This window comes from Halobellus limi (assembly GCF_004799685.1).
GTDB lineage: Archaea > Halobacteriota > Halobacteria > Halobacteriales > Haloferacaceae > Haloquadratum > Haloquadratum limi.
Map to the genome: position 1 here is coordinate 527,900 of NZ_CP031311.1, position 25,793 is coordinate 553,692.

At 68.6% G+C, this 25,793-nt stretch carries 25 protein-coding genes; 6 read left to right on the plus strand and 19 right to left on the minus strand.

What is annotated here, in order from left to right; genetic code table 11:
* Window positions 1-249: 249 nt before the first annotated feature.
* From DV707_RS02685 to ahaH, 13 genes are all read right to left on the minus strand, one after another.
* Complete coding sequence (locus tag DV707_RS02685; protein WP_103990738.1) at window positions 250-933, minus strand: V-type ATP synthase subunit D; 684 nt, start codon at window positions 931-933, stop codon at window positions 250-252.
* A gap of 36 nt (window positions 934-969) precedes the next feature.
* Window positions 970-2,193 carry a Brp/Blh family beta-carotene 15,15'-dioxygenase gene (locus DV707_RS02690; protein ID WP_200820848.1) on the minus strand — a complete coding sequence of 408 codons (1,224 nt, stop codon included), beginning with the start codon at window positions 2,191-2,193 and terminating at the stop codon, window positions 970-972.
* 4 nt (window positions 2,194-2,197) lie between these two features.
* Window positions 2,198-3,016 (minus strand): lycopene cyclase domain-containing protein, encoded by an 819-nt coding sequence (locus DV707_RS02695; RefSeq protein WP_103991246.1) that lies wholly within the window; start codon window positions 3,014-3,016, stop codon window positions 2,198-2,200.
* Between the two features lie 143 nt (window positions 3,017-3,159).
* Window positions 3,160-3,855, minus strand: coding sequence for a bacteriorhodopsin (locus tag DV707_RS02700; protein ID WP_275046274.1), 696 nt, complete (start codon window positions 3,853-3,855; stop codon window positions 3,160-3,162).
* A gap of 138 nt (window positions 3,856-3,993) precedes the next feature.
* A complete protein-coding gene (locus tag DV707_RS02705; protein WP_103990736.1) occupies window positions 3,994-5,763 on the minus strand; it encodes a PAS domain-containing protein in 1,770 nt (589 codons plus the stop codon).
* Between the two features lie 159 nt (window positions 5,764-5,922).
* On the minus strand, window positions 5,923-7,356 hold the full coding sequence (locus DV707_RS02710; RefSeq protein ID WP_103990735.1) for an ATP synthase subunit B: 1,434 nt from the start codon (window positions 7,354-7,356) through the stop codon (window positions 5,923-5,925).
* A gap of 1 nt (window position 7,357) precedes the next feature.
* Entirely contained in the window at window positions 7,358-9,127 is a 1,770-nt protein-coding gene (locus DV707_RS02715; protein WP_103990734.1) for an ATP synthase subunit A, read from the minus strand.
* A 3-nt stretch (window positions 9,128-9,130) separates the two neighbouring features.
* Window positions 9,131-9,457, minus strand: coding sequence for a V-type ATP synthase subunit F (locus DV707_RS02720; protein WP_103990733.1), 327 nt, complete (start codon window positions 9,455-9,457; stop codon window positions 9,131-9,133).
* Window positions 9,454-10,500, minus strand: a complete 1,047-nt coding sequence (locus DV707_RS02725; protein WP_103990732.1) for a V-type ATP synthase subunit C — start codon at window positions 10,498-10,500, stop codon at window positions 9,454-9,456. Before DV707_RS02725 ends, DV707_RS02720 begins: the two co-directional genes overlap by 4 nt.
* Entirely contained in the window at window positions 10,497-11,078 is a 582-nt protein-coding gene (locus DV707_RS02730) for a V-type ATP synthase subunit E (RefSeq protein WP_103990731.1), read from the minus strand. The genes DV707_RS02725 and DV707_RS02730 overlap by 4 nt, the downstream gene beginning before the upstream one ends.
* A 25-nt stretch (window positions 11,079-11,103) precedes the next feature.
* The gene (locus DV707_RS02735; RefSeq protein WP_103990730.1) at window positions 11,104-11,343 is read right to left on the minus strand and encodes a hypothetical protein; all 240 of its coding nucleotides are present in this window, start codon (window positions 11,341-11,343) and stop codon (window positions 11,104-11,106) included.
* Between the two features lie 225 nt (window positions 11,344-11,568).
* Entirely contained in the window at window positions 11,569-13,818 is a 2,250-nt protein-coding gene (locus DV707_RS02740) for a V-type ATP synthase subunit I (protein WP_103990729.1), read from the minus strand.
* Entirely contained in the window at window positions 13,805-14,137 is a 333-nt protein-coding gene (gene ahaH / locus DV707_RS02745; protein ID WP_103990728.1) for an ATP synthase archaeal subunit H, read from the minus strand. Before ahaH ends, DV707_RS02740 begins: the two co-directional genes overlap by 14 nt.
* 133 nt (window positions 14,138-14,270) lie before the next feature.
* Between ahaH and DV707_RS02750 the strand changes: the two genes are divergently transcribed.
* Window positions 14,271-14,894 carry a methyltransferase domain-containing protein gene (locus DV707_RS02750; RefSeq protein WP_103990727.1) on the plus strand — a complete coding sequence of 208 codons (624 nt, stop codon included), beginning with the start codon at window positions 14,271-14,273 and terminating at the stop codon, window positions 14,892-14,894.
* Window positions 14,895-14,956: 62 nt separating this feature from the next.
* Here DV707_RS02750 and DV707_RS02755 read toward each other — a convergent pair whose 3' ends face one another.
* Together DV707_RS02755 and DV707_RS02760 are read right to left on the minus strand one after the other, a co-directional pair.
* Entirely contained in the window at window positions 14,957-15,454 is a 498-nt protein-coding gene (locus DV707_RS02755) for a type IV pilin (RefSeq protein WP_103990726.1), read from the minus strand.
* 207 nt (window positions 15,455-15,661) lie between these two features.
* Complete coding sequence (locus DV707_RS02760) at window positions 15,662-17,032, minus strand: DUF7096 domain-containing protein (RefSeq protein WP_136361790.1); 1,371 nt, start codon at window positions 17,030-17,032, stop codon at window positions 15,662-15,664.
* A gap of 277 nt (window positions 17,033-17,309) precedes the next feature.
* On the opposite strand from DV707_RS02760, the gene DV707_RS02765 reads away from it, so the two are divergent.
* Window positions 17,310-18,683 carry a helix-turn-helix transcriptional regulator gene (locus tag DV707_RS02765; protein ID WP_103990724.1) on the plus strand — a complete coding sequence of 458 codons (1,374 nt, stop codon included), beginning with the start codon at window positions 17,310-17,312 and terminating at the stop codon, window positions 18,681-18,683.
* 151 nt (window positions 18,684-18,834) lie between these two features.
* The gene (locus DV707_RS02770) at window positions 18,835-19,677 is read left to right on the plus strand and encodes a polyprenyl synthetase family protein (protein ID WP_103990723.1); all 843 of its coding nucleotides are present in this window, start codon (window positions 18,835-18,837) and stop codon (window positions 19,675-19,677) included.
* A gap of 33 nt (window positions 19,678-19,710) precedes the next feature.
* Here DV707_RS02770 and DV707_RS02775 read toward each other — a convergent pair whose 3' ends face one another.
* Window positions 19,711-20,841 (minus strand): DUF373 family protein, encoded by a 1,131-nt coding sequence (locus DV707_RS02775; RefSeq protein ID WP_103990722.1) that lies wholly within the window; start codon window positions 20,839-20,841, stop codon window positions 19,711-19,713.
* A 139-nt stretch (window positions 20,842-20,980) separates the two neighbouring features.
* On the opposite strand from DV707_RS02775, the gene DV707_RS02780 reads away from it, so the two are divergent.
* Window positions 20,981-21,976 carry a radical SAM protein gene (locus DV707_RS02780; protein WP_103990721.1) on the plus strand — a complete coding sequence of 332 codons (996 nt, stop codon included), beginning with the start codon at window positions 20,981-20,983 and terminating at the stop codon, window positions 21,974-21,976.
* A 141-nt stretch (window positions 21,977-22,117) separates the two neighbouring features.
* Here DV707_RS02780 and DV707_RS02785 read toward each other — a convergent pair whose 3' ends face one another.
* Window positions 22,118-22,804, minus strand: coding sequence for a hypothetical protein (locus DV707_RS02785; protein WP_103991245.1), 687 nt, complete (start codon window positions 22,802-22,804; stop codon window positions 22,118-22,120).
* A 182-nt stretch (window positions 22,805-22,986) separates the two neighbouring features.
* Here DV707_RS02785 and DV707_RS02790 point away from each other — a divergent pair, with 182 nt between their 5' ends.
* Together DV707_RS02790 and DV707_RS02795 are read left to right on the plus strand one after the other, a co-directional pair.
* Window positions 22,987-23,484 carry a TRAM domain-containing protein gene (locus DV707_RS02790; RefSeq protein ID WP_103990720.1) on the plus strand — a complete coding sequence of 166 codons (498 nt, stop codon included), beginning with the start codon at window positions 22,987-22,989 and terminating at the stop codon, window positions 23,482-23,484.
* An 81-nt stretch (window positions 23,485-23,565) separates the two neighbouring features.
* Window positions 23,566-24,078 (plus strand): Tfx family DNA-binding protein, encoded by a 513-nt coding sequence (locus DV707_RS02795; RefSeq protein WP_103990719.1) that lies wholly within the window; start codon window positions 23,566-23,568, stop codon window positions 24,076-24,078.
* Between the two features lie 39 nt (window positions 24,079-24,117).
* On the opposite strand, the gene DV707_RS02800 is transcribed toward DV707_RS02795, so the two are convergent.
* On the minus strand, window positions 24,118-25,323 hold the full coding sequence (locus DV707_RS02800) for a mannose-1-phosphate guanylyltransferase (RefSeq protein WP_103990718.1): 1,206 nt from the start codon (window positions 25,321-25,323) through the stop codon (window positions 24,118-24,120).
* Window positions 25,323-25,625 (minus strand): DUF7091 family protein, encoded by a 303-nt coding sequence (locus tag DV707_RS02805; RefSeq protein WP_103990717.1) that lies wholly within the window; start codon window positions 25,623-25,625, stop codon window positions 25,323-25,325. Before DV707_RS02805 ends, DV707_RS02800 begins: the two co-directional genes overlap by 1 nt.
* Between the last annotated feature and the right edge of the window lie 168 nt (window positions 25,626-25,793).

A 25,793-nucleotide genomic window follows, 5' to 3' on the forward strand; every position in this document is an offset into this window, starting at 1 on the left:
ACTTCCTCGTAACCCGGTAGTCTAATTAAGACTTATCATCTGACGGCGGCGTGGGAGCGGTCACCGAAGACGCGCCGTGACGCCGTGGCCGTCACACGAGCGGCGTGTCCTCGGACGTGCCGGTTGGCGGCCCACCGAAACCGCGTCGACGTGACAGCGGAAACGACGTGACAGAACAGCGACAGAACGGGAAAATCGGCCGAAGAGGTCGTTTCCGGACCCGAGGCGGTCGAGGATCGAGAGATCCGGTCAGTCGTCCGCGGGTGCGGCGGCGGCCGCCTCCGCGGCCTCCTTCTCTTCTTTCTCCTCTTCTTCTTTCTTGTTCTTGATCTTCTTCAGGCGGAAGATCTCCTCGCGTTCCTGCTCTTCGAGCTTCTGCTCGATGTACTCCTTGTTCTCGTTGAGTTCGGGGAGCAGTTTGAACTCTAGGGCGTTGACCCGCCGCTTGGTCGTCTCGATCTCCTTGAGCATCTTCTTCATCGCCGTCTCGACCTCCGCGGCGAGGATGATCGTCTCTAAGAGTTCCTCGTAGGCGTCGGCCGCCTCGTCGATCCGCGCCGAGGAGCCGAGCAGCCCGTACCCGCGCTGATCGAGGCTCTTTCTGACGCGCGAGGACTCGATCTGCGGGACGACGACGCCCATAATGTTCTTCGACTGGGTGGTGATCTCCGGGTGCTCTTTCAGCGCCGCGGCGGCCCCGCGGACGGCGACGTCGCCCTCCATCGCCCGCGCCATGTTGATCTTCTTCTGGGCGGTCTCGTAGTTCTCGTCGAGCTCCGAGCGGACGTCCTGCGCCTGGTCCAGGATGTCCATGAACTCCATAATGAGGCCGTCGCGCTTCTGTTCGAGCGTGTCGTGGCCCCGCTCGGACAGTTCGATGCGATCCTCGATCGCCATCAGGTTCTTCCGGGTCGGTTTGACGTCTTTGGCCATCTTGTAGGTGGCTAGTGAACCGAGCCTGTTAACCTTTTACTGTTTATCCACGAGACGGGCGAGACCGGCGCTCTCTGCCCAGTCCATCCACGTCACGATCACCACGTGAGGAAGCGTCAGCACGGAGATGAAGACGAGGTACAGCGCCGCCGCTGATCGAAGGTCTGCCTGCGTTCCGATCCCGCCCGCGACGGTGACGTCTCCCACGACGACGATATCTCCCACGACGGCGATGGCGAGCAGCAGCAGGACGGAGACGACCGTCAGCGGGAGCGCGTCTCTCCCCGTCCGCAGCAACGCCGGGAGGGGCCCTTCCTCGGCGAACGCCGTCCGAGCGGCCGGATCGACCGCGATCAGCCTGGCGATGTGGCGGATCGAGTGCCACACGCAGAAGTACACGCCGACGGCGAAGAGCGGCGGGACCAGGAGGAAGTACCCCCACAGCAGGACCGTCTCGCCCGCGTCGAGCAGCCAGACGCCGTCCCCGTCGCGGCGCCCTCCCGCGAGCAACGTCGCGACGGTCACCAGCGCGAACCCGCCGCCCAGCGCGCCTCGAACCGTCGGCGACAGGAGCCACGCGGCGTCGAGTTCTGAGCCGAACAGCGCGACCCACGCCCCGACGACGACCCGGTACTCCTCCGGGTGGGCCAGAAGCGGCACCAGCATCGGGAGTCCGCCCCGGACGAGCACCGTCCCGGTCCGGACGCCGCGGCCGTCGAGGTGTCTCGCCCCGAGCGCGTCGAGCGCGTAGAGGTCGCCCTGTCCCCAGTGGAACCACGTCAGCGCGACGAACAGCGCCGCCGACGCGACCGGGAGGGTCCACCACAGCACCCCGTAGGCGCTCCCGAGGACGAGATACAGGAGGCCGACCGCGAGGAGCCACGTCGCCGTGGGACGACGACCGGCGGCCCGCGCCGGTGCCAGGTGGTCGACGGCGCCGTGCGGCAGGCCGAAGACCGCCAGACTCACCGCCAGCGGGCCGTAGCGGAGCCACCACGGCAGCGTCGGCAGTCCGGCGAGCGCGGACGCGACCGCCCAGGCGAGCGTGAGTCCGCCGAGGACGATCCAGGCCGGCCGGACGCCGACTCCCCGCATCACCGCGGCGGCGACCGAACTGCGGTCTCCCGGAACCTCGATGGCCCGTGACGGCGCCGGCCCGCCTTGACGGCGGTCGGTCGATTCGGTCGCGTGGCGTCCGGTCGGCTCGCTCGTACGGCGGTCAGTCGACTCGTTCGCGTGGTGCTCACTCGACTCGTTCATAGTCTCAGTCGCCGCGATCGACCGTCGCCGCGGGTCTCGTCACCGATCGATCGTCGGCCGTCGAGTCCCCGTCGAACCGGGCCATCACCAGCCGGTAGAGGACGAGCCCCTGCACGACGAAGAGGTTCGTCACGAGGAAGAACGTCGCCTCCTCGATCGGGAGCCCGGCGACGGTGATCCCCGTGGTGTACTGCCCGGAGAGCACCCAGATGCCGTACTCGATGGCGACTCGATCGACGACACACAGATACAGCGTCGGGAGCAGCGTCCCGAGCGCGACCGTCCGCCGCCGCGCCCAGAGCTGCGGCGCGCCGACGAGCCACTGCAGCGCCAACACCGGCGCGGCCCACGCGAGTATCGCCCCGAGGTAAAACGTCCCGTCGGCGCCGAGCGACTGCCAGCCGACCAGACCGATCACCGCCGCGACCGCCAGCGCACCCGCTCGCCACGCGACGGGCCTCGAAGCCTCGGGCCACCCCGTCGGGAAGTCGAGGTGTGCGAGCCACAGCGCCGTGATCCACGGCTGTACCAGGATGAACAGGTACTCTTCGAGCGGCGCGTGTCCCAGCGTCAGGAGCGTCGTGCCGTCGCCGTACCACCACACGCCGCGGGCGATGAGGTAGTTGTCCCACGGGGTCGTGTACGCGATCGCGACGACGGTGATGACCGCCACCCCCGCCCAGTAGTTCCGCCACCCGTCGCCGAGAACCGCTCTTTCCTCCGCGATCCGCGTCCGGCTCACGAACCCCGTCGCACACAGAAACAACACGGCGGGGAGCAGGAACGCGAGGTGGAACTGTAGGTACGTGAACTGGATGGTCATCGTTGTCTCCGCGGGGTCGCCCGGTTTCGTGGTCCGGGGGTTGGTGCCGGCGACTCGCCGGTGGCGTTCGTCGGTCGCGATCCGCACTCTCCCGCTCTATTCGGGTCCGAGCCCTCCGGACAAAGGGGTTGCGGCCGAGACGGTCAGTCGGCCGGTTCAGGCTCGGGGCTCACCGAGCCGGCGGCGTCGAGCACCTCGCGGCTCGACAGCAGGATGATACCGAATCCGACCTTCGCGACCAGGTCCAACACCATGAAGCCGGCCGTCTCGACGTACAGCGGGACGAGCTGCAGTCCCTCGGTGCCGACGATCCACCAGACCGGGTAGATCAGCCAGACCACCACGATCAGCGTCCGGAGGGTGCTGAACGTCGACGCCGCGGAGCCGGACAGCTCACTCGCCTTCTCGTCGAGGGAGCCGTACAGCATGTACAGCAGGACGAGCAGGAAGCCCGTCGAGACGCCCCACCAGACCAGTCGCCGCGCCCCCTCCGAGAGCACGCCGGGCCCGGCCGAGAGCGTGGCGACGACGCCCGTCCCGATCATCAGCATGTCGAGCCCGACGAGCGAGGACAGCTCGTTTCTGTTCGCCCCGACGAGGAGGCCGAGGTCGATGAGCAGAAGCGGCGTGGTGAAGAACCAGTCGGTGTACCTGGCCCAGTAGATGGGCAGTTCCTCGCCCCCGACCGTCACCATCGTCAGTCCGAACCCGAGCGCCATCGCGAGGTAGTTGACGAACGCGATGGCGGTGATGAATATCGTGACGATGTAGAACTCCTGTCTGCGCCTGTCCGTCTCGCCCCAGCCCCTGGCGATGAAGTACAGCATCCCCAGGAACATTCCGAGTGTGCCGATCCAGAGCCATATTCCTTCGCTGCCTGGTTGTGGCATAGTACGTTCTACAGTACGAGGGGAAACGTGGTAAGCGACGTACACAACTAGTTTGGGTCGCGACCCCGTCCCGCGGTTCTGTGACGCTTACCGATCGAGCACCGCCGCCGCGAGTTTCCGCTGGGCCGCGCGGAGGTGCTGGTGGAACGTCGACCGACAGACGCCCATCGAGTCGGCGATCTCCTCGCCGTCGGTCTCGTGTGGCCACTCGAAGTACCCCGCCGTGTGCGCGCGGACCAGCGCCGCGCGCTGTCGCTCCGTCAGCCTTGATTCGAGTTCTGCGACGAACCCCTGGTGGGTTTCCTCGCGCCGCTCCCGCCGGCGGTAGCCGACGAGTTCCGCGTTCTCGAACCGGTCTCTCGCCGCCTCGCTCAGCGACTGGGCGAGGGCCTCGCGTCCGACCTCGACGGTCACGCGGGCGGCCTCCGAGTCGACCTGCCAGTCGCGCAACTCCCCGCTGTGGTCTCTGAGCAGATCGCGTAGCGACGCGTTACCGATCGACAGCTCGGCGACCGGCGCGTCCGCGTCCCCGCCGAGCACGCCGTGGACGGTCACGCCCGCCGCGTCGGCGGCTTCGCGCAGCGCGGCCGCGTCGAGGCCGTCGGCGTCGACGACCTCGAACAGCAGCGACGGTCCCTCGCGGTCGCCGACGCTGCCGGCGTACTGGAGCCGACCCCCCAGTGCCGAGGCCAACTCCACCAGCGGGTGCGTCCCGAGCGCGAACCGGACTTCGACGACCTCCTCGCCCTGCAGGGTCCGCTGGCTCTCGATCGCGTTGATGCCGACGGCGACCGTCCGCCCGAGGGCCGTCAGGACCGCGCGCTCGTAGCTGTGGAACTCGTCGTTCCGAACGTACACGGCGATGGCGCCGTACGCCGCCTCCCCGTGGTGTAACGGGACCCCCGCGACCGCCGTCGATTCCGCCGACTTCCCCGGTTCGATCGGTTCGATGTGGACGTACCGGTCCTCGAGCGCCTCGGTGATCGCCGTCTCGACGGCGCCGACGTCGGGTTCCCCCTCGGCGGATCGGTCCCCGCCCGACGCTCGGAGTTGCACGCTCTCGCCGGGATCGCGCTCGCCGGCCTCGCCTTCGGGCGGCCGACGACCCTCGTCGGACTGCGTGAGAACCCCCTCGTCCCGCGTGGGAATCCCCTCGGCGACCCGGGGGACGACCGCGTCGGCGGCGGGGTCGTACCGACCGATCCACGCGCCCACGTATGTGTCCGCGATGCTCCGGACGACCTCGCGTTCGAGCGCCGCCCGCGACGACGCCCGGGTGACGGCTTCGGTGACGTCGGCGACCACGCCGTCGAGTCGGTCCAGGAGGCGTTCCTGGGCGATCCGCTCGCGCTCGATCCGGGACGCCCGCTCGGCGGCCGCCCGCTCGGCCCGCTTGCGGCGCGTGACGTCCTGCTGGAAACCGACGTAGTAGGCGACGTCACCGGAGTCGTCCCGCAGCGGCGCGAGCGTCACCTCGTTCCAGAACACCTCTCCGCTCCGCCGGTAGTTCCGAATTTCGACGGTCGTGGCCCGCTCCTCCTCGATCGCGGCGCGCATCCGTCCGACGGGCTTCTCGCGGGTCACCTCTCCCTGCAGGAACCGGCAGTTCCGCCCGACCGCGTACGCCGGCGGGTAGCCGGTGATCCGCTCGAAGGCGGCGTTCGCGTAGATCAACGGCATGTCCGGCTTCCTCGCGTCCGCGATGGTGATCCCGACCGGCGCTTCGTCCATCGTGCGCGTCTTCAACGACTCGTCGACCGCATCGGTGCTGGCCGACTTGGCCGCCGCCGCGACGCCGTCTCCGCGCTGTCTCACCGCCGATCTCGTTCGAACGCCCGGATCCGCCCCCCGTGTCATACGTACGCAACCGACCGGAGGAACAAAACGCGTGTGGCCGATCCGGGGGGTGCCACACCCTGCGTGAGGGGAGCGAGACGGTCGACCCCTTCCCGCGGATCGGCCGTGTCGCCACTCGCCGAATCGGCTCGTGAAAAGGTCGCAGTCGGCGTCGGCCGATCAGTCGGCCGTCGCTTCCGTCTCGGTTTCGTCGGCGTCGGCGGAGACGTCCTCGCGGTAGTACTTCTCGATGAACTCCTCGTCGACGCGGTTGAGCTCCTCCGTCGGCAGCATCGACAGGAGGTCCCAGCCGATCTCGAGGGTCTCTTCGAGGTCGCGGTTCGTGTCGAAGCCCTGGTCGATGAACTCCTCTTCGAACCGGTCGGCGAAGTCGAGGTACTTGTTGTCGCGCTCGGAGAGCGCCTCGCGACCGACGATGTTCACGAGGTCGCGCAGGTCCTCGCCCTCCGCGTACGCCGCGTACATCTGGTCGGAGACGTCGGCGTGGTCCTCGCGGGTGAGGCCCTCGCCGATGCCGTCGTCCATCAGCCGAGACAGGCTGGGAAGGACGTTCACCGGGGGCTGTAGCCCCTGGCTGTTGAGGTCGGGGTCGACGTAGATCTGCCCCTCGGTGATGTAACCGGTCAGGTCGGGGATCGGGTGGGTGTCGTCGTCGCCGGGCATCGTGAGGATCGGGATCTGCGTGACCGATCCCTCGCGACCCTCGATTCGGCCGGCGCGCTCGTAGAGCTGCGCCAGGTCGGTGTACATGTATCCGGGGTAGCCGCGTCGGCCCGGGACCTCCTCGCGGGCGGCCCCGATCTCGCGGAGCGCCTCGCAGTAGTTGGTCATGTCCGTCAGGATGACGAGGACGTGGTAGTCCTTCTCGAACGCCAGGTACTCCGCGGTCGTGAGCACCATCCGCGGGGTGACTGTCCGCTCGACTGCGGGGTCGTCCGCGAGGTTCATGAAGACCACCGAGCGCTCCAGCGCGCCGGTGCGCTCGAAGTCCTCCATGAACTCGTTGGCCTCCTCGGCGGTGATCCCCATCGCGCCGAAGATGACCGCGAACTCGGAGCCTTCGTCGTCGTCTCCTTCTTCCTCCTCGGGGACGGACGCCTGGCGGGCGATCTGCATCGCCAGTTCGCTGTGGGGCTGGCCCGAACTCGAGAAGATCGGGAGCTTCTGGCCCCGGACAAGGGTGTTCATCCCGTCGATGGCCGACACCCCGGTCTCGATGAACTCCTCGGGGTACTCCCGGGAGTAGGGGTTGATCGCCGCGCCGACGATGTCCTGTCGCTCCTCGGGGACGATGTCCGGACCGCCGTCGATCGGCCGGCCGGAGCCGTCGAGCACCCGCCCGAGCAGATCCTCGGTGACGGGCATCTTCATCGTCTCGCCGAGGAAGCGGACTGATGCGTTCTTGTCGATGCCGCTGGTGCCCTCGAACACCTGGATGGCGACGACGCCGTCCGAGGATTCGAGCACCTGCCCGCGCAGCGTCTCGCCCTGTGCCGTCTCGATCTCGACGATCTCGTCGTAGCCGATGGCCTCGTCGACCTCGGCGAACACCAGCGGACCGCTGATCTCGGTGATGGTTTGGTACTCTTTCATGTTAGTAGAGACTCCGGAGCTCTTCTGTGATCTCCGATTTGAGTTCGTCGACGTACTCCTCGTAGTCCTCCTGGACGCCGATCCGGTTGATCTTCGGCGCGGAGTCGATGTCGATGATCTCCTCGATCGGGACGCCGGCCTCGAGCGCGTCGAACGCCTCGTCGTTGAACGTCTCGATCGTCGTCAGCATCAGGTACGTCTTCTCCGGCGGACAGTAGGTGTCGACCGGGTGGAACGCGTTCTGCTGGAGGTACGCCTCGCGCAGGTACCGCGCGACTTCGAGGGTCAGCTGCTGGTCCTCGGGCAGCGCGTCCTTGCCGACGAGCTGTACGATCTCTTGCAACTCCGTCTCCTCGTCGAGGACGTCGACCGCCCACTGGCGCTTCTCCGGCCAGTCGTCGGCGACCTCCTCTTGGAACCACGGATCGAGCTGATCCTTGTAGAGGGAGTACGACTCGTTCCAGTTGATCGAGGGGAAGTGCCGACGTTCCGCGAGGTCGGCGTCGAGCGCCCAGAACGTCTTCACGATGCGCAGCGTGTTCTGGGTGACCGGCTCCGAGAAGTCGCCGCCGGGCGGGCTGACCGCACCGATCGCGGAGACGGAACCCTCGCTGCCGTTGATGTTCTCGAAGTAACCGGCGCGCTCGTAGAACTGCGAGAGCCGCGCGGCGAGGTAGGCGGGGTAGCCCTCCTCGCCGGGCATCTCCTCCAGCCGGGAGGAGATCTCGCGCATCGCTTCGGCCCACCGCGAGGTGGAGTCGGCCATCAGCGCGACGTCGTATCCCATGTCGCGGTAGAACTCCGCGATGGTGATCCCCGTGTAGACGCAGGACTCGCGCGCGGCGACGGGCATGTTCGACGTGTTCGCGATGAGCGACGTCCGGGCCATGAGCGGGTTCCCGGTCGCGGGGTCTTCGAGCTCCGGGAAGTCGTCGATGACCTCGGTCATCTCGTTGCCGCGCTCGCCGCAGCCGACGTAGATGATGATGTCGGCGTCGGCGTACTTCGCGAGCTGGTGCTGGGTGACCGTCTTCCCGGAGCCGAACGGCCCCGGAATCGCGGCCGTCCCGCCCTTCGCGATCGGGAACAGGCCGTCGAGGATCCGCTGCCCCGAGACGAGCGGCGTCCGCGGGGTCTTCTTCTCGACGGTGGGACGGGCCTCACGGACCGGCCACTCCTGTCGCATCTGGATCTCGACGCCGGTGTCGAGCTCGGCGACCGTGTCCTCGACGGTGAACGAGCCGGACTTGACGTCGACGACCTCCGCGGTCTCGCCCTCCTCGAGGGCGTCCGGCGGCACCATCACCTTGTGGTCGATGGTGATCGTCTCCTCGACGACGCCGACGACGTCGCCGCGGCCGACCTCGTCGCCCTCCTCGACGGTGGGCTCGAACTCCCACTGCTTGTCGAGTTCGATCCCCGGGGCGTCGACGCCGCGGTCGAGGTAGGGGCTGCCCATCTTGTCCTCGAGGACGTCCAGCGGACGCTGGACGCCGTCGTAGATGGTGTCTAAAAGCCCCGGACCGAGGTCGACGCTCAGCGGCTCGCCGGTGTTCTCGACGGGCTCCCCGGGGCTGATCCCCGAGGTCTCTTCGTACACTTGAATCGTCGTCGTGTCGCCTTCGATCTCGATGACTTCGCCCATCAGACCCTCGTCGCCCACGTAGACGACGTCGTTCATTCGGGCGTCGAGATCGCGGGCGACCACGACGGGTCCACTCACGCTCGCGATGATGCCGTCCTCGCGGACGGTCTGTGCTGTCTGACTCATGTATTAGTTGTCCTCCTCCATCAGGTCGATTCCGATGGCTCGCTTGATCTGGTCGCGGAGGCCGCCCGCGCCCGCGCCGCCGCCGAGCGTGACCAGCGTCGGTTCGATGCTGGTCTCGACGGCCTCGCGGACCGATCGCGAGAGGTGATCGAGGTCGTCGTCGTGCATCACCACGATGCCGACGTCGTCGTCTTCGAGCACCTCCGTGACGGCCTCGTCGAGCTGTTCGTCCTTGTCCTCGTCGGCGACGGTCTCGAACTTCCGGACGCCCGCGAGGCGGAACCCGGTGGTGAAGTCCGAACTGCCGACGACGGCGATTTCCTGGCTCATAGGATCACCAGCTCCTGTTCGATCTGCTCCTCGGAGAGCCCCGCCTCGCGCCCCCGGGCGATCGCCCGGATGTTGTCGACCTCGCGCTCCTTCGCGAGGATGTACGACGCGATCGGGGTGATCGAGAGCGGGAACACGTGTCCGAGCGCGTCCGTGTACTCCAAGAGCGCGATGTCGAGCGCGCGCTCGAAGTTGATGAGGCTCTCCGCGGACTCGAGTTCGTCGAGCGCGGCCGAGAGGTCGTCGCCGTACTTCGACTCCCGGATCTTCTCGACGAGTTCGTCGCGGTTCTGCGCCAGCGTCGCCAGTTCGCTCGCCGAGAACAGCGACCCGCCGTCGATGTAGTACTCGGCGGGGTCGATGTCCGCGCCGCTCTGTGCGAGCCGCAGCGCGTTCCGGGCGTTCCGGAAGTCGATCTCGGCCTCCAGGAACTCGCGGTACTGCTGGGTGGCCTCGTCGACGACGAGGTCCTCCAGCAGGTGCTCGTAGTACGTCCTGTCGATGGCGTTCTCCAGGGGAACGAGCACGCTGGTGTCCTCGTAGTCGCCGTAGGCGTCCGCCAGACCGGGGCCGAAGATCGTCCCCGAGAGGCGGTCGACGACGTCCTCGATGCTCGGCGCGTCGAGTAGCTGATCGACCAGTTCCTCGTCGAACTCGCCGGCCCGAATGAGGTCGTCCGCGATCGCTTCCCGGTCGGCTCCGGAGTAGATGCCGCGGATGACCGTCTTGACGTTCCAGGCGTCGAACTTCCGGAGGTATCGCGCGATCAGATCGTAGAGGCGACCGTCGGCCCAGCGGAGGAGGTCGTCGAACTGCTTCGCGAGGTTCCGGTTGAGCGCGTACTCGATGAGGTCGACGCCGGAGTGGCGCGCACCGAGCGCGTTGATCTCGGTCTCGTAATCGGACTCCTCCATGAACCGTGCGATCTCGGCCGGCCCCATCCGAATCAGCTTTCGGTACTCCTCGTCCCCGTACAGGGCGCTTCGACGCGCCCGGACGCGGGCTGTCACGTACTCGGGATTGGAACCGCCGGCGCTACTCATTGGTCGAACAGTCTCTCGCTCACGTCCTTGAGGTTGTCCTCCCAGACGCCCTCAAGCACGGAGTCGAAGGTGTTGTTCACTCGAACCCGGGAGTCTTCTCCCTCGACGACGACGCCGCCGAGACAGTCGTACTCGCCGGCGTACTCGAAGCCGTCGTACTCCGCACAGAGGGATTCGAGCAGGTCGGCGTCGTCGGCGCGACCGTACACCGACACCGACTCGTCCTCGTCGAACTCCGACGTCGCGTCCTCGAGGAGGGCGCTCGTCAGCTCCTCGCGCTTCTCCGCGGGGAGGTCGACGAGTTCCGATTCGACCCGGCTGCGGACGTCTTCGAGGACGTCGCGGCGGGCCTCGAGCCGTTCCTGTTTCGATTCGAGCTTCGCGGAGGAGAGCGCCTGCTCGCGCTCCTGGGCGATCTGGCGCTCGACGTCCTCCTCTCGCGCCTCGCGGAGTTCCTCGGCGTCTTTCTCTGCCGTCTCGACGATCTCCTCGGCGCGACGTTCGCCCTGCTCGCGAATTTCCTCCGCACGCGCGCGGGCTTCGTCTCGGATGTCTTCGACGACGTTGTCCAAACTCATTGATGGAAAGGGGTCGAGGGGGCGTTTAGACCAGGAATACGACGACCAGCGCGAGGATGACGAGCGTCTCCGGAAGGACGGTCAGGATCAGACCGTTGACGAAGAGGCTGTTGTCTTCCGCGATGGCGCCCATCGCGGCCGCGCCGATTCCGCGCTCGGCGTAACCCGCGCCGAATGCCGCGAGACCGACCGCGAGTGCGGCGGCGGCGGACGGTTCAAGAGCCGGGGCAGCTGCCTCAGTCTGCTGTAGGAGTGCTTCGAACATTGTTTTAGGTGTTGACCGGATAGTCGTCTCCGAACGTGCGTAATTGAACCCACGCGTCTCATAAAGCTTCCCAAACTGACTCGCCGTATCGGGTGCGAAGCGCCCGGAACTGCCGGTATTCGTGGGATTTGAGAATCAGTACCACGGCTATCCGCGCCGATCGCGCGGTGGTCGAAGTCTCGGAACCGGCGGTGTGGCGAACGTCGAATCCGAGGCTGGTTCGCGTCAGTCTTCGGTCGTGAAGCGTCGCTCGTAGCCGAACGGCTCGTACTCGCGGCCGCCGCCGTCGAAGAACTTGTTGAAGAACTCGACGTACTCGAGACGCACCGCCTGCAGGCCCGCGCTCGTGACGCCGAGCGCGAGGACGAGCAGGTGCCCGAGCACGAGCACGAGCAGACCGATCAGGATCGTCGCGGCGTCGCCGTGGACGAGGCCGCCGAACATGATCTCGGTCACCTCGTAGCCGTGGTAGCTCAGGGTTTCACCCTGCCCGAGGGCCGCCACCGCATCGGCGTCCGGCATCCCGCCGAGACCGAAGTGCCAGCCGCCGTGGTCGTCGACGTACACGCCGAAGAACAGGAGGTTGACCGTGAAGGCCATCCCCGCCTTCGCGAGCAGCACCGCGGCGATCCGGGTGTACGAGAGGACGTTCACGAGCACGTTCAGGAACTCGACGGCCTCGATCGGCTCTCCGACCGCCAGCAGGACGAAGCCGACGGCGAAGACCGCCAACCCGGCCCACCCGATCGCCGCCGAGAAGCCGCCGAAGCCGATCGGCAGGACGCCCTGCGCGGTGAAGGTGGTGTAGATGAACTCCGGCGCCGTTCCGCGGACGACGTCCGAGAAGATCCACACCCACAGGCCGTTCATCATTAGCAGCCACGAGCCGTTCTCGTAGACCGCGTGCTTGAGGTCGTGGAGTTCGTAGTCCTCGACGAAGCCGAAGATCCACGCCACGTTGAGGTGGAAGATGCCGACGAGGATGCTCACGACGAGCCAGCCGCGGGCCCAGTCGATGCCCGCCGGCGAGAGGCCCTTCTCGATCGGGGCGTGTGCGAGGCCGACGACGCCCTCCCAGAGGTACGTCGAGATGACGTGCAGGCCGAACAGCTCGCCGTACAGGACGCCGAATATCGCGGTGAAGATCCCGGCCGCGAGCGTGACTCCACCCATGCTCCGGAAGGCCGGACGATCGGCGAAGTTGGTGTAGAGGTAGTAGCCGATCGCGGTGTAGATGATCCCGTACCCGAGGTCGCCGATCATGAACCCGAAGAAGGCCGGGAACGTCAGGAACAGAATGACCGTCGGGTCGAACTCGTAGTAGCTCGGCCGGTTGACCGCCCGCACCAGGATCTCGAAGGGCTTGACCGCCCCCGGGTTGTCCTGGACCGTCGGCGGTTCGTCGTCGGCCATCACGACCGCGCTGCCGCCGTCGGCGCGGGCCGTCTCCGAGCCGCCGTCTGCGGCCGCGGCGGTCCCGCCGTTGCCGCCGTCCCCGCCGGAGGGGACCTCCTCGCGAACGTGGTCGGTGCCGTCCCTCGAGAACGTCGCGCGCTCTAACTCCTCGATCTCGGCGCGTTCGCCGACGGCGTCCTTGATCGCGCCCTTGAACTCGGTGTACCGCTCCGAGGGGATCCACCCCTCGGCGATGAAGGCGTTCTCCGTCGTCGCGAAGGAGAGCGGCGCCTCGGTCTTCTGGACGTCGATCGAGAGCTTCTCCTCGGCGGCGAGCAGGAAGCCGGCCGCGTCCATCTTCTCGGCCTCGAGTTCGTTCTCGACGGTCGCGAGCTTCGATTCGAGCTGCTGTTTCTCGTGTTCGAGCTCGCGCTTGTACTCGTCGGGGGTGCCCTCGGCGTCGGGGATCTCGAAGGCGGTGAAGTCGGCCCCGACGAGGGCGTCGACGAGCGCGGAGTCGTCGGCGTCGGCGGTCGGCCGCGCGAAGACGCCGAGGACGTCGTCGCCCGAGAAGATCTCGTGTGAGCGGAGGTCCTCGGAATCGATGATCGTGCGCTCGATGGCGTCGCGGTCGCCGGTCCCCACGGCGACCTGCAGCGTGTCGTAGCCGGACAGCAGATCGAGGTCGATGCCGAGATCGACGAACGGGTCGATCGCATCGATCCGGTCTTCGATCTCTCTGATGTCCTGTCTGAGGTCCTGTCGGCGGTCGTCGAGTTCGTTGACCCGCGTCCGGATCGCCTCTAACTCCTCGTCGAGCGCCTCGTCGGTGACGATGCGCGTCGGTCCGGCGTCCTCGGCGTCGACGTCGAGGATGCTCTCCAGCGAGCGGACCGTGACCAGCCGATCCGAAGACTCCTCGGCTCCCTCGACCGGATCGCCGGGCTCGAAGCCGTCCCAGGACCCGTCGTACTCGGTGACGTGCAGGAGGTTCAGGCCGTGGGCGGTCTCGATGACCTCGTCCATCACGGCCTTCGATCCCGTCACCGAGACCTTGCTCATCTGCTCAGGTCTGAGCATGTACCGCCTCCTCGAACTGACTGATCGCGTACTCGACCGCCTCGTCGGCGTTCTCCTCGGCCGACGCGACCAGTTTCTTGCGCGCCTCCCGGCCCTCCTCGAGGAGTTCCTCCCGCTCCTCCTCGATCTCCTCGCGGGCCTCGGCGAGCCGCTCTTTCTCGTACTCGTCGGCCGCCCGTTCTGCGTCGGTGCGGATCTCCTCGGCCTCGCGTCGCGCCTCCTCGATGCGCTCGTCGCGGTCCTCCTCGGCCTCCTGTACGATGTCGTCGGCCTCGGATTCTGCCGTTTTGATCCGTTCGAGAACCTCTGGTCTCGGCATATTCGTATCACCGAAACGTTGCGCGAGCGCCGTATAAGGTGTTTGCGGAACGCTCTCGCCAGCCGTCGACGAGCCGGGGAGCGGTGAAACCGGATCCGCAGCGTTATGATTCCCCCGTCCTAACCGCCGCGCGATGGGTGTCCTCGAAGACAAGGCCAACGCGCGCCTGTTCTACAAGTACCTCTCGAAGGTGTACGACCGGATCAACCCCTTCATCTGGAACGAGGAGATGCGCGACGAGGCGCTGGAGTGGCTCGCCATCGAGGAGGGCGACCGCGTCCTCGACGTCGGCTGCGGCACCGGCTTCGCCACGGAGGGGCTGCTCCGCTACACCGACGACGTCCACGGCCTCGACCAGAGCCGCCACCAGATGGAGAAGGCGTTCGCGAAGTTCGGCACCCGCGATCGCGTCCGGTTCTACCGCGGCGACGCCGAGCGGCTCCCCTTCGCCGACGACTCCTTCGACGCGATCTGGTCGTCGGGATCGATCGAGTACTGGCCGAACCCGGTCGCGGCGCTGTCGGAGTTCCGTCGGGTCGTCAAGCCGGGGAGTCGCGTCCTCGTCGTCGGCCCCGACTACCCGAACAGCTCGCTCTTTCAGCGCCTCGCGGACGCGATCATGCTCTTCTACGACGAGGAGGAGGCCCAGCGGATGTTCGAGGAGGCCGGCTTCGTCGACATCGAACACCACATCCAGCAGGCGTATCCGGGCAGCCCGAGGGCGATCACGACCATCGCGCGCGCACCCGAGAAGTAGAGGCGGCCCCCGGTTCGATCGGTTCGCTCCCTCCGGGGCGATCACCCGGCGTTCGGTAGAGCTCAATCGACCGTCCCGCGCACCCGACTCACCCGGTCCGAGTCGACGTAGACCGTGACCGACACCGTTCGCCCGCGTCGCAACGCCGGCGCGTTCGTCGCCGCCACCCGGAAGGACCCCGTCTCCCCGACCGACCAGACTCCGTCGCTCGCGAGATTGAACGGGCCCGTCGGCCCGCCGCGGAAGCCCCTGGCGGCGAAGAACGGGACCGGCGGCTGATACCGGAGTTCCTCGCCGTCGACCGCCACGACGATCCGCGTCTCCGAGAGGTCCAGCGGGGGTCCCGCCTCGTGCGTCAGAGCGACCGCGTCGCCGTCGAGCCTGAGCGACAGCGCGACCGTCTGCCCCGACGATCCGGTCTCCGCGCCGCCCGCGAGTTCGGGTTCACCCGCCGCCTCCGCGACCGCCTCGGCGCCGGCGGCGACGACACCGCCCAGTACGACCCCGAAGAGGAGCAGGAGCACGACACCGATCGCCGACGCCGACGCACGGGCTGTCACGGGGCGTCTGGTGCGCGATGGCTTATGAACCTACGGCCCCTGTCTCGTCCGGCCGGTCCCGGGCCCAGCCCCCGCTGCCGGTCGGTCGACAGTTACGGCGGTAGCGAGGCGAACGCCCACCCGTTCGTACTGATTGCTCTCGTCTCTTCTCGCCGAGCGCCGGCAACGGTGGTGGCGCTCGGCGGTAAAACGTGAGAGTAGTCAGTGTCACTCCGCCGGCGTGACCGTCTCCATTCCTTCCTCGCCCGAACTCTCGTTGAGTTCGCCGTAGACGAACGGCGCCGCCGTCGGTTCCACCGAGAGCACGACGACCGAACTCCCGTCGATGGCCGTCACCTGGTAGGTGCCGGCCGGTGCGAGCGTCCACAGCGATCCGTCCTCGCCGGTCTCGCCGACGACGGAACTCCGGCCGCCGGCCGGGCCGACCGTGATCTGCGCGTCGACCGGCTCGTCGTTCGAGGTGGCGTTGAGCTGCAGCCGGACGGGACCGCCCGGATACGTCCGGTGGGCGGTGAGTTCCAGTCCGTCTTTGATCGCCGACGTCGGCGACGACGTCGTCACCCGATCGATCGGCCGGTACTGGTGCTCTTTGAATACGCGCTGGCTCCTGCTGTCGACGAACGCGACGAGGCGTCCCCGCTCGTGCTCGACGGTCACCCGCGTGCTGTCGCTGTCGGGGTTGCCGACGACGTCGTCGCGGAGGCGCAGCTCCGTGATCGTCGGGTACGCCGCCTCGGTCGCGTTCACCGCGTCGGCGAGCGAGAAGGCGCCGTCCTCCCCTCCACGGAGCGCCCCGCGGTAGGACTCGCGCACGTACGTCCCGTCGCGGATGACGCCGAGGACGACGCTGTTCTCCCCCGACTGGACGAAGAAGCGCGCCGAGTCGGCGTCGCCGTTGAGCACCGCCGCCGCGTGTCCGCGGACCGGTCCGGTGAGCGTGTTCAGTTCGAGTTCGACGTTCCCGAACCGGGCCGCGGAGATGCTGAACCCGGGAGTCGACTGCGTGAGCGTCTCGATCCGGTCCCGGCGTTGCTGGAGCTCCCGCGCCTCGGCGTCGATCAGCGCGAGTTCGTAGAGGAGTCGTCGCGGCGGGAGTTCGCCGCGGCCGTAGGCGCCGACCACCTGCCGCTGTCGCGTCCGGAGCGTGATGATCCGCTGCTCGATCGCGCTGATCTCCTGTAGGAGGTACTGCTGGCGCTTCTCCGGCGAGTCGGCGGATTCGATCCGCTCGACCACCGCCTCCGTCTCCAGGCGCGCGTCCGTCGTCGCCCTGGAGAACGCGAGCCCGCTCCCGAGTTCGACGTACTCGGTTTCGAGCGTGCTCCGCGTCGTCTCACCGGGCGGGATCCCGAGGACGTTGATCGAGTCCCCCGCCGTGTCGTTCGATCCCGCGACCTGCATCGGCGGGCGTTCAGTGAGCGAGGAGGACTGAAGCGAGGCCGTCGCTGTCGGTGGGACGGACGGCCCTGCGGTCGAAGCAGAGGCCGGGGCCGGCCGACCGTCCGGCAGCGCCGGTACCGCTCCGGCGACCGCCGAGAGGACCAGGAGGAGGGCGAGCGAGAGGGCGACAGCGCGCATACGAGGAGCGTATCGCCGTGGCGTTATTAAAGTCGCGCCATTCCCCGTGGCGGCGTGCCGCCGTACTGCGGCGGCCGTAATTTCGCCTGCCCGGTACAGACGTGATTTCGCCCGCCCGGTACAGACGTGATTTCGCCCGCCCAGTACAGACGTGAGTCCGGCGGGTCGAACCGGGCGGGATTCCGCCGAGCCGAACCGGCAGAAACGGGCGGGATCCGCTGGACCGAGACCGCACCGATGGAAAGCGTTTTGAGCGTTCCACCTACACTCTCATCAAATGCGGACGTCCGCGCTGTGGTTCGCCCTCCTCCTCGTCTTCGCTGCTGTCGCGCCAGCGACGGCGCTCGCCGCCGACGGCCGATCCGCGCCGGGAGCGGAGCTCTCGACGGCTCCCGCGGATACCGCCACGGCCGCTGTCGAGACCGGTTCTCCCGACCGGATCGCCGCCCTGCGCGCTCCGGAGGTGCACCGGCAGGTCGACGACGAGACGCCGCCGCGGACCACCGTCGAGATCTCGCTCCAGTCCGACCGGAGCGCCGAGTGGCGCGTCGAGACCCACTACGCGCTCGACACCGAGAACGAGACGCGCGCCTTCCGGACGCTCGCTTCGCGCTACGAGTCCGGCGACGCCGACGTCGGGCCGAACGCCGTGCTGTTCGAGGCGCTCCAGCGGCGAGCGAGCGAGTCGACCGGGCGCTCGATGCGGATCGAGAACGTCACCTACCACAGTTCGATCGACGAGTCCGCCGAACGCGGCACGCTCGCCGTCACGTTCCGGTGGACGAACTTCCTCCGGGAGGGCGAAAACGAGACGCTCGTCCTCGACGACGTGTTCACGCTGCCGACCGCCGAGACCGACGAGCGCCGGACGTGGCTCTCGATCTTCGACGCCGACCAGGAGATCCTCATCCGTCCGCCCGACGGCTACACCGTGACCGGGACGAGCATCGCGGTCCAGCAGCGCGAGAGCGCGATCGTCCTCGCCGAACCGTCCGACTTCGAGGGCGAGGAGGCCGAACTCCGCGTCACGTACTCGCCGGTCGGACCCGCGGACCGGCTCCCGATCGGGGTCCTCGCAGGCGCTGGGATCGTCGCGCTCGTCGTCCTCGCCGCCGTCTGGATGCTGCGAACCCGCTCCGGCGGTGCCGGCGCCCCCTGGGGATCGTCGCCGCCGGACGACGGGGCGCCGCCGACTGCGGAGGCCGACGCCGACGGGGGAAGCGACGCGCCGTACGCGGGGACGGCGGCCGAGGCGGACGGGCGGAACGGCACCGGCGAAGCGGGCGGGCCGCCGTCGGGAGCGGAGCGACCCGCCTCCGCCGACGCGGACGCCCCCGCCGGTGCGGATATTCCCGACGACGCCGTGAACGAGACCGAAGCCGACCTCTCGCTGCTGTCGGACGAGGAACGGGTCGAGCGCCTCCTCGAACGGAACGGCGGGCGGATGAAGCAGGCGACGATCGTCGACGAGACCGACTGGTCCGACGCGAAGGTCTCCCAGTTGCTGTCGGCGATGGCCGAGGAGGGGCGCGTCGACAAGCTCCGTCTCGGACGCGAGAACCTCATTTCGCTCCCCGACGACGCCGAGAGCCGAGACGCCGAGCACCGGGACGCTCGGGACGGAGACGGCGGCTCCGCCGGGGACGCGTAGGCGTCTCGAAATTCCGGGCGTGACCCGCCCGGTTCGGACGAGTGCACGTCTCGCAGAACGGGTCTGAATCTCGCTCCGGCGACCCGTGAGCGGCGCCGACCCGATGTGGTTTCCGGAACCTCTTTTGCCGCGCCATCCTCAGCGAGGGGTAATGGAGTATCTGGAGCGTCGCGTTTCGATGGTCGAAGAGCGCCTCGAGGCGGTCATCGAGGCGGTCGACCCTCCGGAGCTATCCGACGAGGTCGCACACGTCGCGCTCGCGGGCGGCAAGCGGGTCCGGCCGGCCGTGACGATCCTCGCCTGTGAGGCCTGCGGCGGCGACCCCGACGACGCGGTCGACTTCGCGGTCGCGATCGAACTCGTGCACAACGCCTCGCTCGTCATCGACGACATCATCGACCGCTCGGACGTCCGCCGCGGGACGGCGAGCGCGTGGGCGGAGTACGGGTACGGCCCCGCGATAATCGCCTCCGACGGCCTGCTGGGGGAGGCGTTCGCGCTGCTGTCGCGGAACGACCACGCGACGCAGATCGTCGCCGAGTCGATGGTCGAACTCGGCGAGGGCGAGGCCACCGAACTCGTCGCTCGCCCCACGGACGAGGGCGAGTACATGGGCCTCGCCCGCCGGAAGACCGGGGCGCTGTTCCGCGCCGCGGCCGAACTCGGCGCGGTCGCCGCCGACGCGGACCCGTTCACGATCGAGGCGTTCGGCGAGTACGCCGAGCGGGTCGGCGTCGCGTTCCAGATCCGCGACGACGTCCTCGACGCGACGGCCGACGCCGACGACCTCGGGAAGCCGACCGGTCAGGACGCGGAGATGGACCGCCCGTCGCTGGTGCAGGTCACCGGACTCTCCGCCGAGGAGGCGAACCGGCGGGCCCACGACCAGTCCGAACAGGCGCTAGACGCGCTCGCGGCGTCGGAAGTCGACGACAGCGAGCCGCTGGGCTACCTCCAGGACCTCGCGGAGTTCGTCGTCGTCCGCGAGCGGTAGTCGGGGCCCTCCTCGGAACCGGTTCTGCTTCGCTCACCCCTGCGCGGCCTCCGCGGCCGTCGGGAACCGCGACTCCGCGATCGCGAACGCGAGCGTGCTGAACACGCCCAGAAGCGTCCCGGCGGTGAGACCGATCGCCAGTTGCGTCAGCGAGAACGACCGGACGCCGTCGATGCTCGCCGGGAGGAAGAAGCCCGAGACGACGTAGAGGACGACGGCGATGGCGACGACGTAGAAGGGCGCGTTGAGGTACCGCCACTTGAACCGGTCGGCGAGGTACTCGTCGGTCACCTGTCCGAGACTGGAGGTGACGCCGGCGGCCGCGAACCACTGGACGGCCCCGTGGACGAGCGCCGCCAGGGCGATGAGCGGCGGGATCGGGTCGCTGACGCTCGCCCTCGCGGTCTCGAAGAGCGCGTACCCGCGGAAGCCGCCCACGACGATGAGCGCGGCGGCGGCGACGTAGGTGATGAGCGTGACGCGGCCCTCGTAGAGGACGTCGCGGACGCGACTCGCGGTGTCGTCGACGGCGTCTTCGAGTCCGAGTCCGCGGAAGAGCGTGTAGAGCCCCAGAAGCGCCGAGATGACGCCCAGAACCACCGCGCCGGGCACGTCGAAGAAGCTCGCGATCGTGACGAACGGGTAGATGAGGAGCAGGATGCCGAGCGGCACGAGGATCGTCCCGCGTGTCTCGGGGTCGGCGAGGACCTGCTTCATCGTGTAGTAGATCGATTCGAGGTCCTGCGCCTGCCGGACGACGACCCGGCGGACGCTGTCGATGGGGACGCGCGAGCGGACGATCGGCAGCACCGACTCGTCCTGGGCGCCGTCGGTGATGACGATGGCGCTGACGTTCTCGCCGGTCGACAGGCCCGCGAGCACGCGGTCGATCTCCTCGCCGATCGCGCGGTTGGCCTTCACGTCGCCGCCCTGAGTGCCCGTGACGGCGGCGACGGTCACCTCCTCTTCGACGTCGGGGTCGGCGGCGAGTTCGTCGTACTCGTGGATCCCTTGAAACAGCACGTTGACGTCGGAGTCCTCCGGGTCCGCGGTCGCCAGTGAGACGGCGGCCGACTCGACGGCGTCGCGGCCGACGACCGGCGTCTCCAGCCCCGTCTTGCGGCCGAGGTCGTCGTCGAGGTCGACGCAGAGGACCAGAAGCATCTGCGGGGACGTACGCCGTCGGAGTATATCTGTTTTCGGGAGCGTCCGAGCCGGGGACGACCCGCCCATCGGCGGTTCGGAACGCGCCGTCCCAAGTAGCACGACTTTTGGGTCTCCGGGCGGTATCACACACAACGAAATGATCTCGAAGGGCTGTGAGCAGTGCGCGAAAGGCGGAAAGATGGTGCTCTTCGTCTACGGCTACTGCGACCAGCGCGACTGCTTTTACTGCCCGCTCGGCGAGAACCGAAAGAACGTCACCGACGTCTACGCCAACGAGCGCCTCGTCGAGTCCGACGACGACGTCCTCGAGGAGGCCCACCGGATGGACGCCCTCGGCACCTCGATCACCGGCGGCGAACCCCAGGAGGCCATGGAGCGGACCTGTCACTACCTCTCGCTTTTGAAAGACGAGTTCGGCGAGGACCACCACACGCACCTCTACACCGGGATCACCGGCGGCCGGGAGAACATGCGCCGGCTCTCCGAAGCGGGCCTCGACGAGATTCGCTTTCACCCGCCGTACGAACTGTGGGGCGACCTCCACGGCACCGAGTGGGAGGAGATCCTCCACGTCGCCCGTGAGGAGGGGCTCACGCCGGCGTTCGAGATTCCGGGCATCCGCGCCGAAGAGGAGTTCTTGGAGTTCCTCGACGAGGGCGCCGCCGAGTTCTGCAATATAAACGAGTTCGAGATGAGCGACGGCAACTACCGCCGGATGCAGGAGCAGGGCTACGAACTCCAGGAGGGCCACATGTCAGCCGTCGACGGGTCGAAAGAGGAGATCCTCGATGCGATGGGCGACCACGAGCGCGTGTACTTCTGTACCTCCGTGTTCAAAGACGCCGCCCAGCACCGCAACCGACTGAAGCGGATGGCGCGGACGATCCGGCGTCCCTTCGACGAGGTGACCGACGACGGCACGCTCGTCTACGGCAAGACGTGGGTCGGCTCGGACACGCTCGACGCGCTCGGCGTCCCCGAGGAGTTCTACTCGGTGAAATCCGAGCACGTCGAGGTCGCGTGGTGGCTCCTAGAGGAAATGATCGAGGAGGGCGACGTCTCCGAGGGCGAGATCGTCGAGCAGTACCCGACCGCCGACGGGACCGTGGTCGAGCGGACGCCGCTGGCCTGATGACGCGAGCACGCGAAGCGTTCGAGCGGCCGAGCCGTTAGGCGAGGCTTTTGGTCCAGCTTTTCCCGAGCGAGCGGAGCGAGCGCAGCGGAAAAGGTGGGACTGGGACCGTGGTCGAGCGGACGCCGCTGGCGTGATTCTCTATCGGATCCCGCCGGCCCGTTCCAGCGTCAGCGCCGCGTAGAGGCTCGGAACGAGGGCGACGGCCGTCCCCACGAGGAGCCACTCGCCGAGCGGCCCGCCCGTGAGGACGCCGATCGCGACGACCCCGACCCCGAGCAGGCCGCCGGCGGCCGCTCCGCGCCGTTTCGTCCGCGGACCGAAGTCGACGCCGCGAGCGGTGCCGTACAGCGCGCTTCCGAGCGCTGCAATGGCCCCCGCGGCGACGCCGACGAGCGGTTGCGCGACGAACAGCCCGAACACGACGAGCGCGAGGCCGACGGCGCCCCCGGTCGACACCGTCGCTCGCGGCGGGAGCGGGTTGACGTCCGCACCGTATCGGACCGCGTAGCTCGCGGGCGGCGCGCCGAGGACGAGGCCGACCAGGGCGCTTCGGAGCAGTCCCCCCGGCGAAGGATCGTCGAGGAGAACGCCGAACGCGCCCGCGAGGGCGATGACGACGCCGGCGGCCAGGAGCCAGCGCGGGCGGATCGTCGCCGCGGGGTCGTCGTCGCGGACGATGCCGAAGCCGACGAACGGGTAGGAGACGAGCGCGCCGATCACCGCCGTCGCGTAGAGTCCCCAGCCGAGCGTGACGCCGGTCACGACGACCGAGAGGCCGAGGAAGACGCCCGTGACGACGGCGAACTCGGGGACGCGGCGACTCATACTCCCTATCGGGTCGAGACGGCGGAAAGCGTTGCGGTCGGCGCCGGACTCGTGGTGTCGACCGTCACCGCGGATCGCGCGCTCGCGTCGCCGCGCGTCCACGCGCTCGTGAACGCGCCGCCGCGTGCAGACCCGATAGTAGACCCGCAAGGGTTTAGACACGCGGTGGAGTAGTTCACGCTATGTCTGACTGTCCGCTGGCCGACGACTGTCCCCGGTATTCGGAGCGAATCGACGGGATGGGATGTCAGTACTACGGCGACCGCGGCGGCGCGGAGTGGTGTAACAACTACGACCAGCCGATCCGCGACCTGAAGGCGCAGCCAGTCAAGCCCGGCGAGGAGGTCGTCGTCGACGTCGACGACATCCACGAGAGCGGCGCCGGCGTGGGGCGGACCGACGACGGCTTCATCGTCCTCGTCGACGGACTCCTGCCGGAGGCGCGCGCGGTCGTCCGCATCGACCGCGTGAAGTCGAACCACGCCACCGCGAAGACGGTCGTCGAACGCCTGCCGCTCGACGGCGACGAGGAGACGGACGACGAGGGCGAGAGCGGATCCGACGGCGACGGGGACGACGCCTCCGACGCCGGCGACGGTTCGGAGTCCGAGAGCGAGGAGACCTCCGGCCCGGGACGGCCGACCGCGCTCGGCAGCCGAGACAACTTCTGGGGCGGGTAGCCGCCCGCGAGCGCCGGGGGGAGACCGAACGGACAGTCGTTCTTCTGTAGCTTTTTTGCAGCGGACACCCAACGAACCGGTATGGACAACGTCGAGGACGCCGGTGACGACGCCGCGGAGTCGGAGGACGCCGAGGAGTTCGACGTCGAGGAGGCCCTCTCGGAGGTGGGGTTCGACGCCGAAGAGAGCGTCTTGACCCGTCGGCAGGCGGAGGTGCTCGTGCTCCGCGAGCGGGGCGTCCGACAGTCGCGGATCGCGTCGATGCTCGGGACCTCGCGGGCGAACGTTTCGAGCGTCGAGTCCAGCGCCCGGCGGAACGTCGAGAAGGCCCGCGAGACGGTCGCCTTCGCGGAGGCGCTCACCGCGCCGGTGCAGGTCTCCGTCGACGTCGGGACCGACCTCTACGACGTCCCGAAGAAGGTCTACGACGCCTGCGACGAGGCGGGGGTGAAAGTGAACCGGACCGCCCCCGAACTGATGAAGATCGTCTCCGACGCCGCCGGCGACGCCATCCAGGGCCGCGAGGTGCGCGAGTCGCTGCTCGTCGGCGTGACGACCGGCGGACGCGTGCAGGTGCGGCGCTCCGCGGAGTGACGCCGCCGTTTCGACCCCGAAAACGGCCGACCCAGAGGCTCAGAACTCCCCTCGTTCCTCCAGCGAGCGCACGAGCGACTTGACGTCCTGAGCACGTTCCTTCGGCACGACCAGCACGCGGTCGTCCCACGCCACGACCGCGAGGTCGGAGACGCCGACCAGCGAGACGTGTCGGTCGTCCGCGGCGACGACGTTGTCGGCGGCGTCGAGCGTCCGGAGCGCGACGTCGCCGGCGGTCACGTTTCCGTCCCCGTCGGCGTCGAGGACGCGTTCCAGCGCGTCCCAGGAGCCGACGTCGTCCCACGGAAACGAGACGGGCACGACGGCGACGTCCTCGGCCCGCTCGAAGACCGCGTTGTCGACGCTCACCGGCTCGACCGACTCGAACGCCGCGGTCGCGCCCGGACCTCCCGCGGTCGGCGGCTCCGCCGACTCATCAAGCGCCTCGAGCAGCGGGGCCAGCGGCGACGACGCCGCGGCGTCGACGAAGACCTCCGGCCGCCACGCGAACAGGCCCGCGTTCCAGTAGTGACCGGCCTCGACGTACCGCCTGGCGGTCTCGGCGTCCGGTTTCTCGTGGAACGACTCGACCGGTCGCCAGTCGGCGTCGGGCGCGGATCCCGCTGGGCCGTCGGGCGCGGATCCCGCTGGGCCGTCGGGCGCAGGTCCCGCTGGGCCGTCGTACGCAGACCCCGCCGGTTCGATGTACCCGTAGCCCGTCTCCGGGCGGGTCGGCTCGACGCCGAAGGTGACGAGCCGGTCCTCGGCTGCCGCAACCGCAGCGCCCCGGCGGACGGCGGCCGCGAAGCCCTCGCCGACGAGGTGGTCGCTCGGGAGCGCGAGGACGACGCAGTCGTCGTACCCGCGCGCGATTCTGTGAGTCGCATACAGCAGTGCCGGCCCGGTGTCGCGGCCGGCGGGTTCGACGAGCACGTCGGCGTCTGGGACGCGCGCTGCGACGCCGTCGGCGTACGACTCGCGGGTGACGACGACGACCTCGTCAGCGGCGTCGCGGGCGCGCGAGACGGTCCGTTCGAGGAGCGATTCCCCGCTCTCGCCGGCCAGCGGGAGGAACTGCTTCGGCCGGTGCGATCGGCTCGCCGGGTAGAGCCGGGAGCCGGTCCCGCCGGCGAGAACGACGGCGACGACCGGGAGCGGGACGTCGGGCGTCGTCGACGAGCGGTCGTCGGGACGGGCGTCGGCGGCACCGGCGTCCGCGACGTCGTCGGGTTCGGTCCCGGACATCACCACGTCTCCACGATGCCGTCTCCGACGTCCTCGACGCAGCCCTCGCAGTCGGGGTGGTCCCCCTCGAAACAGGCCGGATGGCCCTCGCCGTCCACGGCGACGGCCCGTCGCTCGGCGTGGCGGCGGCAGACGATCCGGAGGCGTCCCTCGCCGTCCCGCGGGAGCGAGTCCGGAACGGCGTCGCTTCCGGGGCCGGTGCTCTCGTCGCGGCCGTCGCGGTAGGCGTCGCGTGCGCGGGCGTACTGTCGCCCCGCCTCGCGGAATTTCTGTCTGACGAGACGTTCGAGACGGTCTTCCATCGGCCGGATATGCGGCTGCGACCGTGATAAGGACTGTTGGTGGGGCCGAACGGCGCCGGCCGTTCGTACCGGTCGCCTCTCCGTCCCTCGATCGACCGCACTCGGCCTTCACACTGCCGTTCTACCCACTGATTTCCACTTTCACTCCGCTTACGATACTTTATTACA

Bases quoted from the DNA above. Each gene is read 5' to 3' on its own strand.
- DV707_RS02685 (WP_103990738.1), bottom strand. From the start codon at position 933: ATGGCCAAAGACGTCAAACCGACCCGGAAGAACCTGATGGCGATCGAG.
- DV707_RS02690 (WP_200820848.1), bottom strand. From the start codon at position 2,193: ATGAACGAGTCGAGTGAGCACCACGCGAACGAGTCGACTGACCGCCGT.
- DV707_RS02695 (WP_103991246.1), bottom strand. From the start codon at position 3,016: ATGACCATCCAGTTCACGTACCTACAGTTCCACCTCGCGTTCCTGCTC.
- DV707_RS02700 (WP_275046274.1), bottom strand. From the start codon at position 3,855: ATGTTCCTGGGGATGCTGTACTTCATCGCCAGGGGCTGGGGCGAGACG.
- DV707_RS02705 (WP_103990736.1), bottom strand. From the start codon at position 5,763: ATGACACGGGGGGCGGATCCGGGCGTTCGAACGAGATCGGCGGTGAGA.
- DV707_RS02710 (WP_103990735.1), bottom strand. From the start codon at position 7,356: ATGAAAGAGTACCAAACCATCACCGAGATCAGCGGTCCGCTGGTGTTC.
- DV707_RS02715 (WP_103990734.1), bottom strand. From the start codon at position 9,127: ATGAGTCAGACAGCACAGACCGTCCGCGAGGACGGCATCATCGCGAGC.
- DV707_RS02720 (WP_103990733.1), bottom strand. From the start codon at position 9,457: ATGAGCCAGGAAATCGCCGTCGTCGGCAGTTCGGACTTCACCACCGGG.
- DV707_RS02725 (WP_103990732.1), bottom strand. From the start codon at position 10,500: ATGAGTAGCGCCGGCGGTTCCAATCCCGAGTACGTGACAGCCCGCGTC.
- DV707_RS02730 (WP_103990731.1), bottom strand. From the start codon at position 11,078: ATGAGTTTGGACAACGTCGTCGAAGACATCCGAGACGAAGCCCGCGCG.
- DV707_RS02735 (WP_103990730.1), bottom strand. From the start codon at position 11,343: ATGTTCGAAGCACTCCTACAGCAGACTGAGGCAGCTGCCCCGGCTCTT.
- DV707_RS02740 (WP_103990729.1), bottom strand. From the start codon at position 13,818: ATGCTCAGACCTGAGCAGATGAGCAAGGTCTCGGTGACGGGATCGAAG.
- ahaH (WP_103990728.1), bottom strand. From the start codon at position 14,137: ATGCCGAGACCAGAGGTTCTCGAACGGATCAAAACGGCAGAATCCGAG.
- DV707_RS02750 (WP_103990727.1), top strand. From the start codon at position 14,271: ATGGGTGTCCTCGAAGACAAGGCCAACGCGCGCCTGTTCTACAAGTAC.
- DV707_RS02760 (WP_136361790.1), bottom strand. From the start codon at position 17,032: ATGCGCGCTGTCGCCCTCTCGCTCGCCCTCCTCCTGGTCCTCTCGGCG.
- DV707_RS02765 (WP_103990724.1), top strand. From the start codon at position 17,310: ATGCGGACGTCCGCGCTGTGGTTCGCCCTCCTCCTCGTCTTCGCTGCT.
- DV707_RS02770 (WP_103990723.1), top strand. From the start codon at position 18,835: ATGGAGTATCTGGAGCGTCGCGTTTCGATGGTCGAAGAGCGCCTCGAG.
- DV707_RS02775 (WP_103990722.1), bottom strand. From the start codon at position 20,841: ATGCTTCTGGTCCTCTGCGTCGACCTCGACGACGACCTCGGCCGCAAG.
- DV707_RS02780 (WP_103990721.1), top strand. From the start codon at position 20,981: ATGATCTCGAAGGGCTGTGAGCAGTGCGCGAAAGGCGGAAAGATGGTG.
- DV707_RS02785 (WP_103991245.1), bottom strand. From the start codon at position 22,804: ATGAGTCGCCGCGTCCCCGAGTTCGCCGTCGTCACGGGCGTCTTCCTC.
- DV707_RS02790 (WP_103990720.1), top strand. From the start codon at position 22,987: ATGTCTGACTGTCCGCTGGCCGACGACTGTCCCCGGTATTCGGAGCGA.
- DV707_RS02795 (WP_103990719.1), top strand. From the start codon at position 23,566: ATGGACAACGTCGAGGACGCCGGTGACGACGCCGCGGAGTCGGAGGAC.
- DV707_RS02800 (WP_103990718.1), bottom strand. From the start codon at position 25,323: ATGTCCGGGACCGAACCCGACGACGTCGCGGACGCCGGTGCCGCCGAC.
- DV707_RS02805 (WP_103990717.1), bottom strand. From the start codon at position 25,625: ATGGAAGACCGTCTCGAACGTCTCGTCAGACAGAAATTCCGCGAGGCG.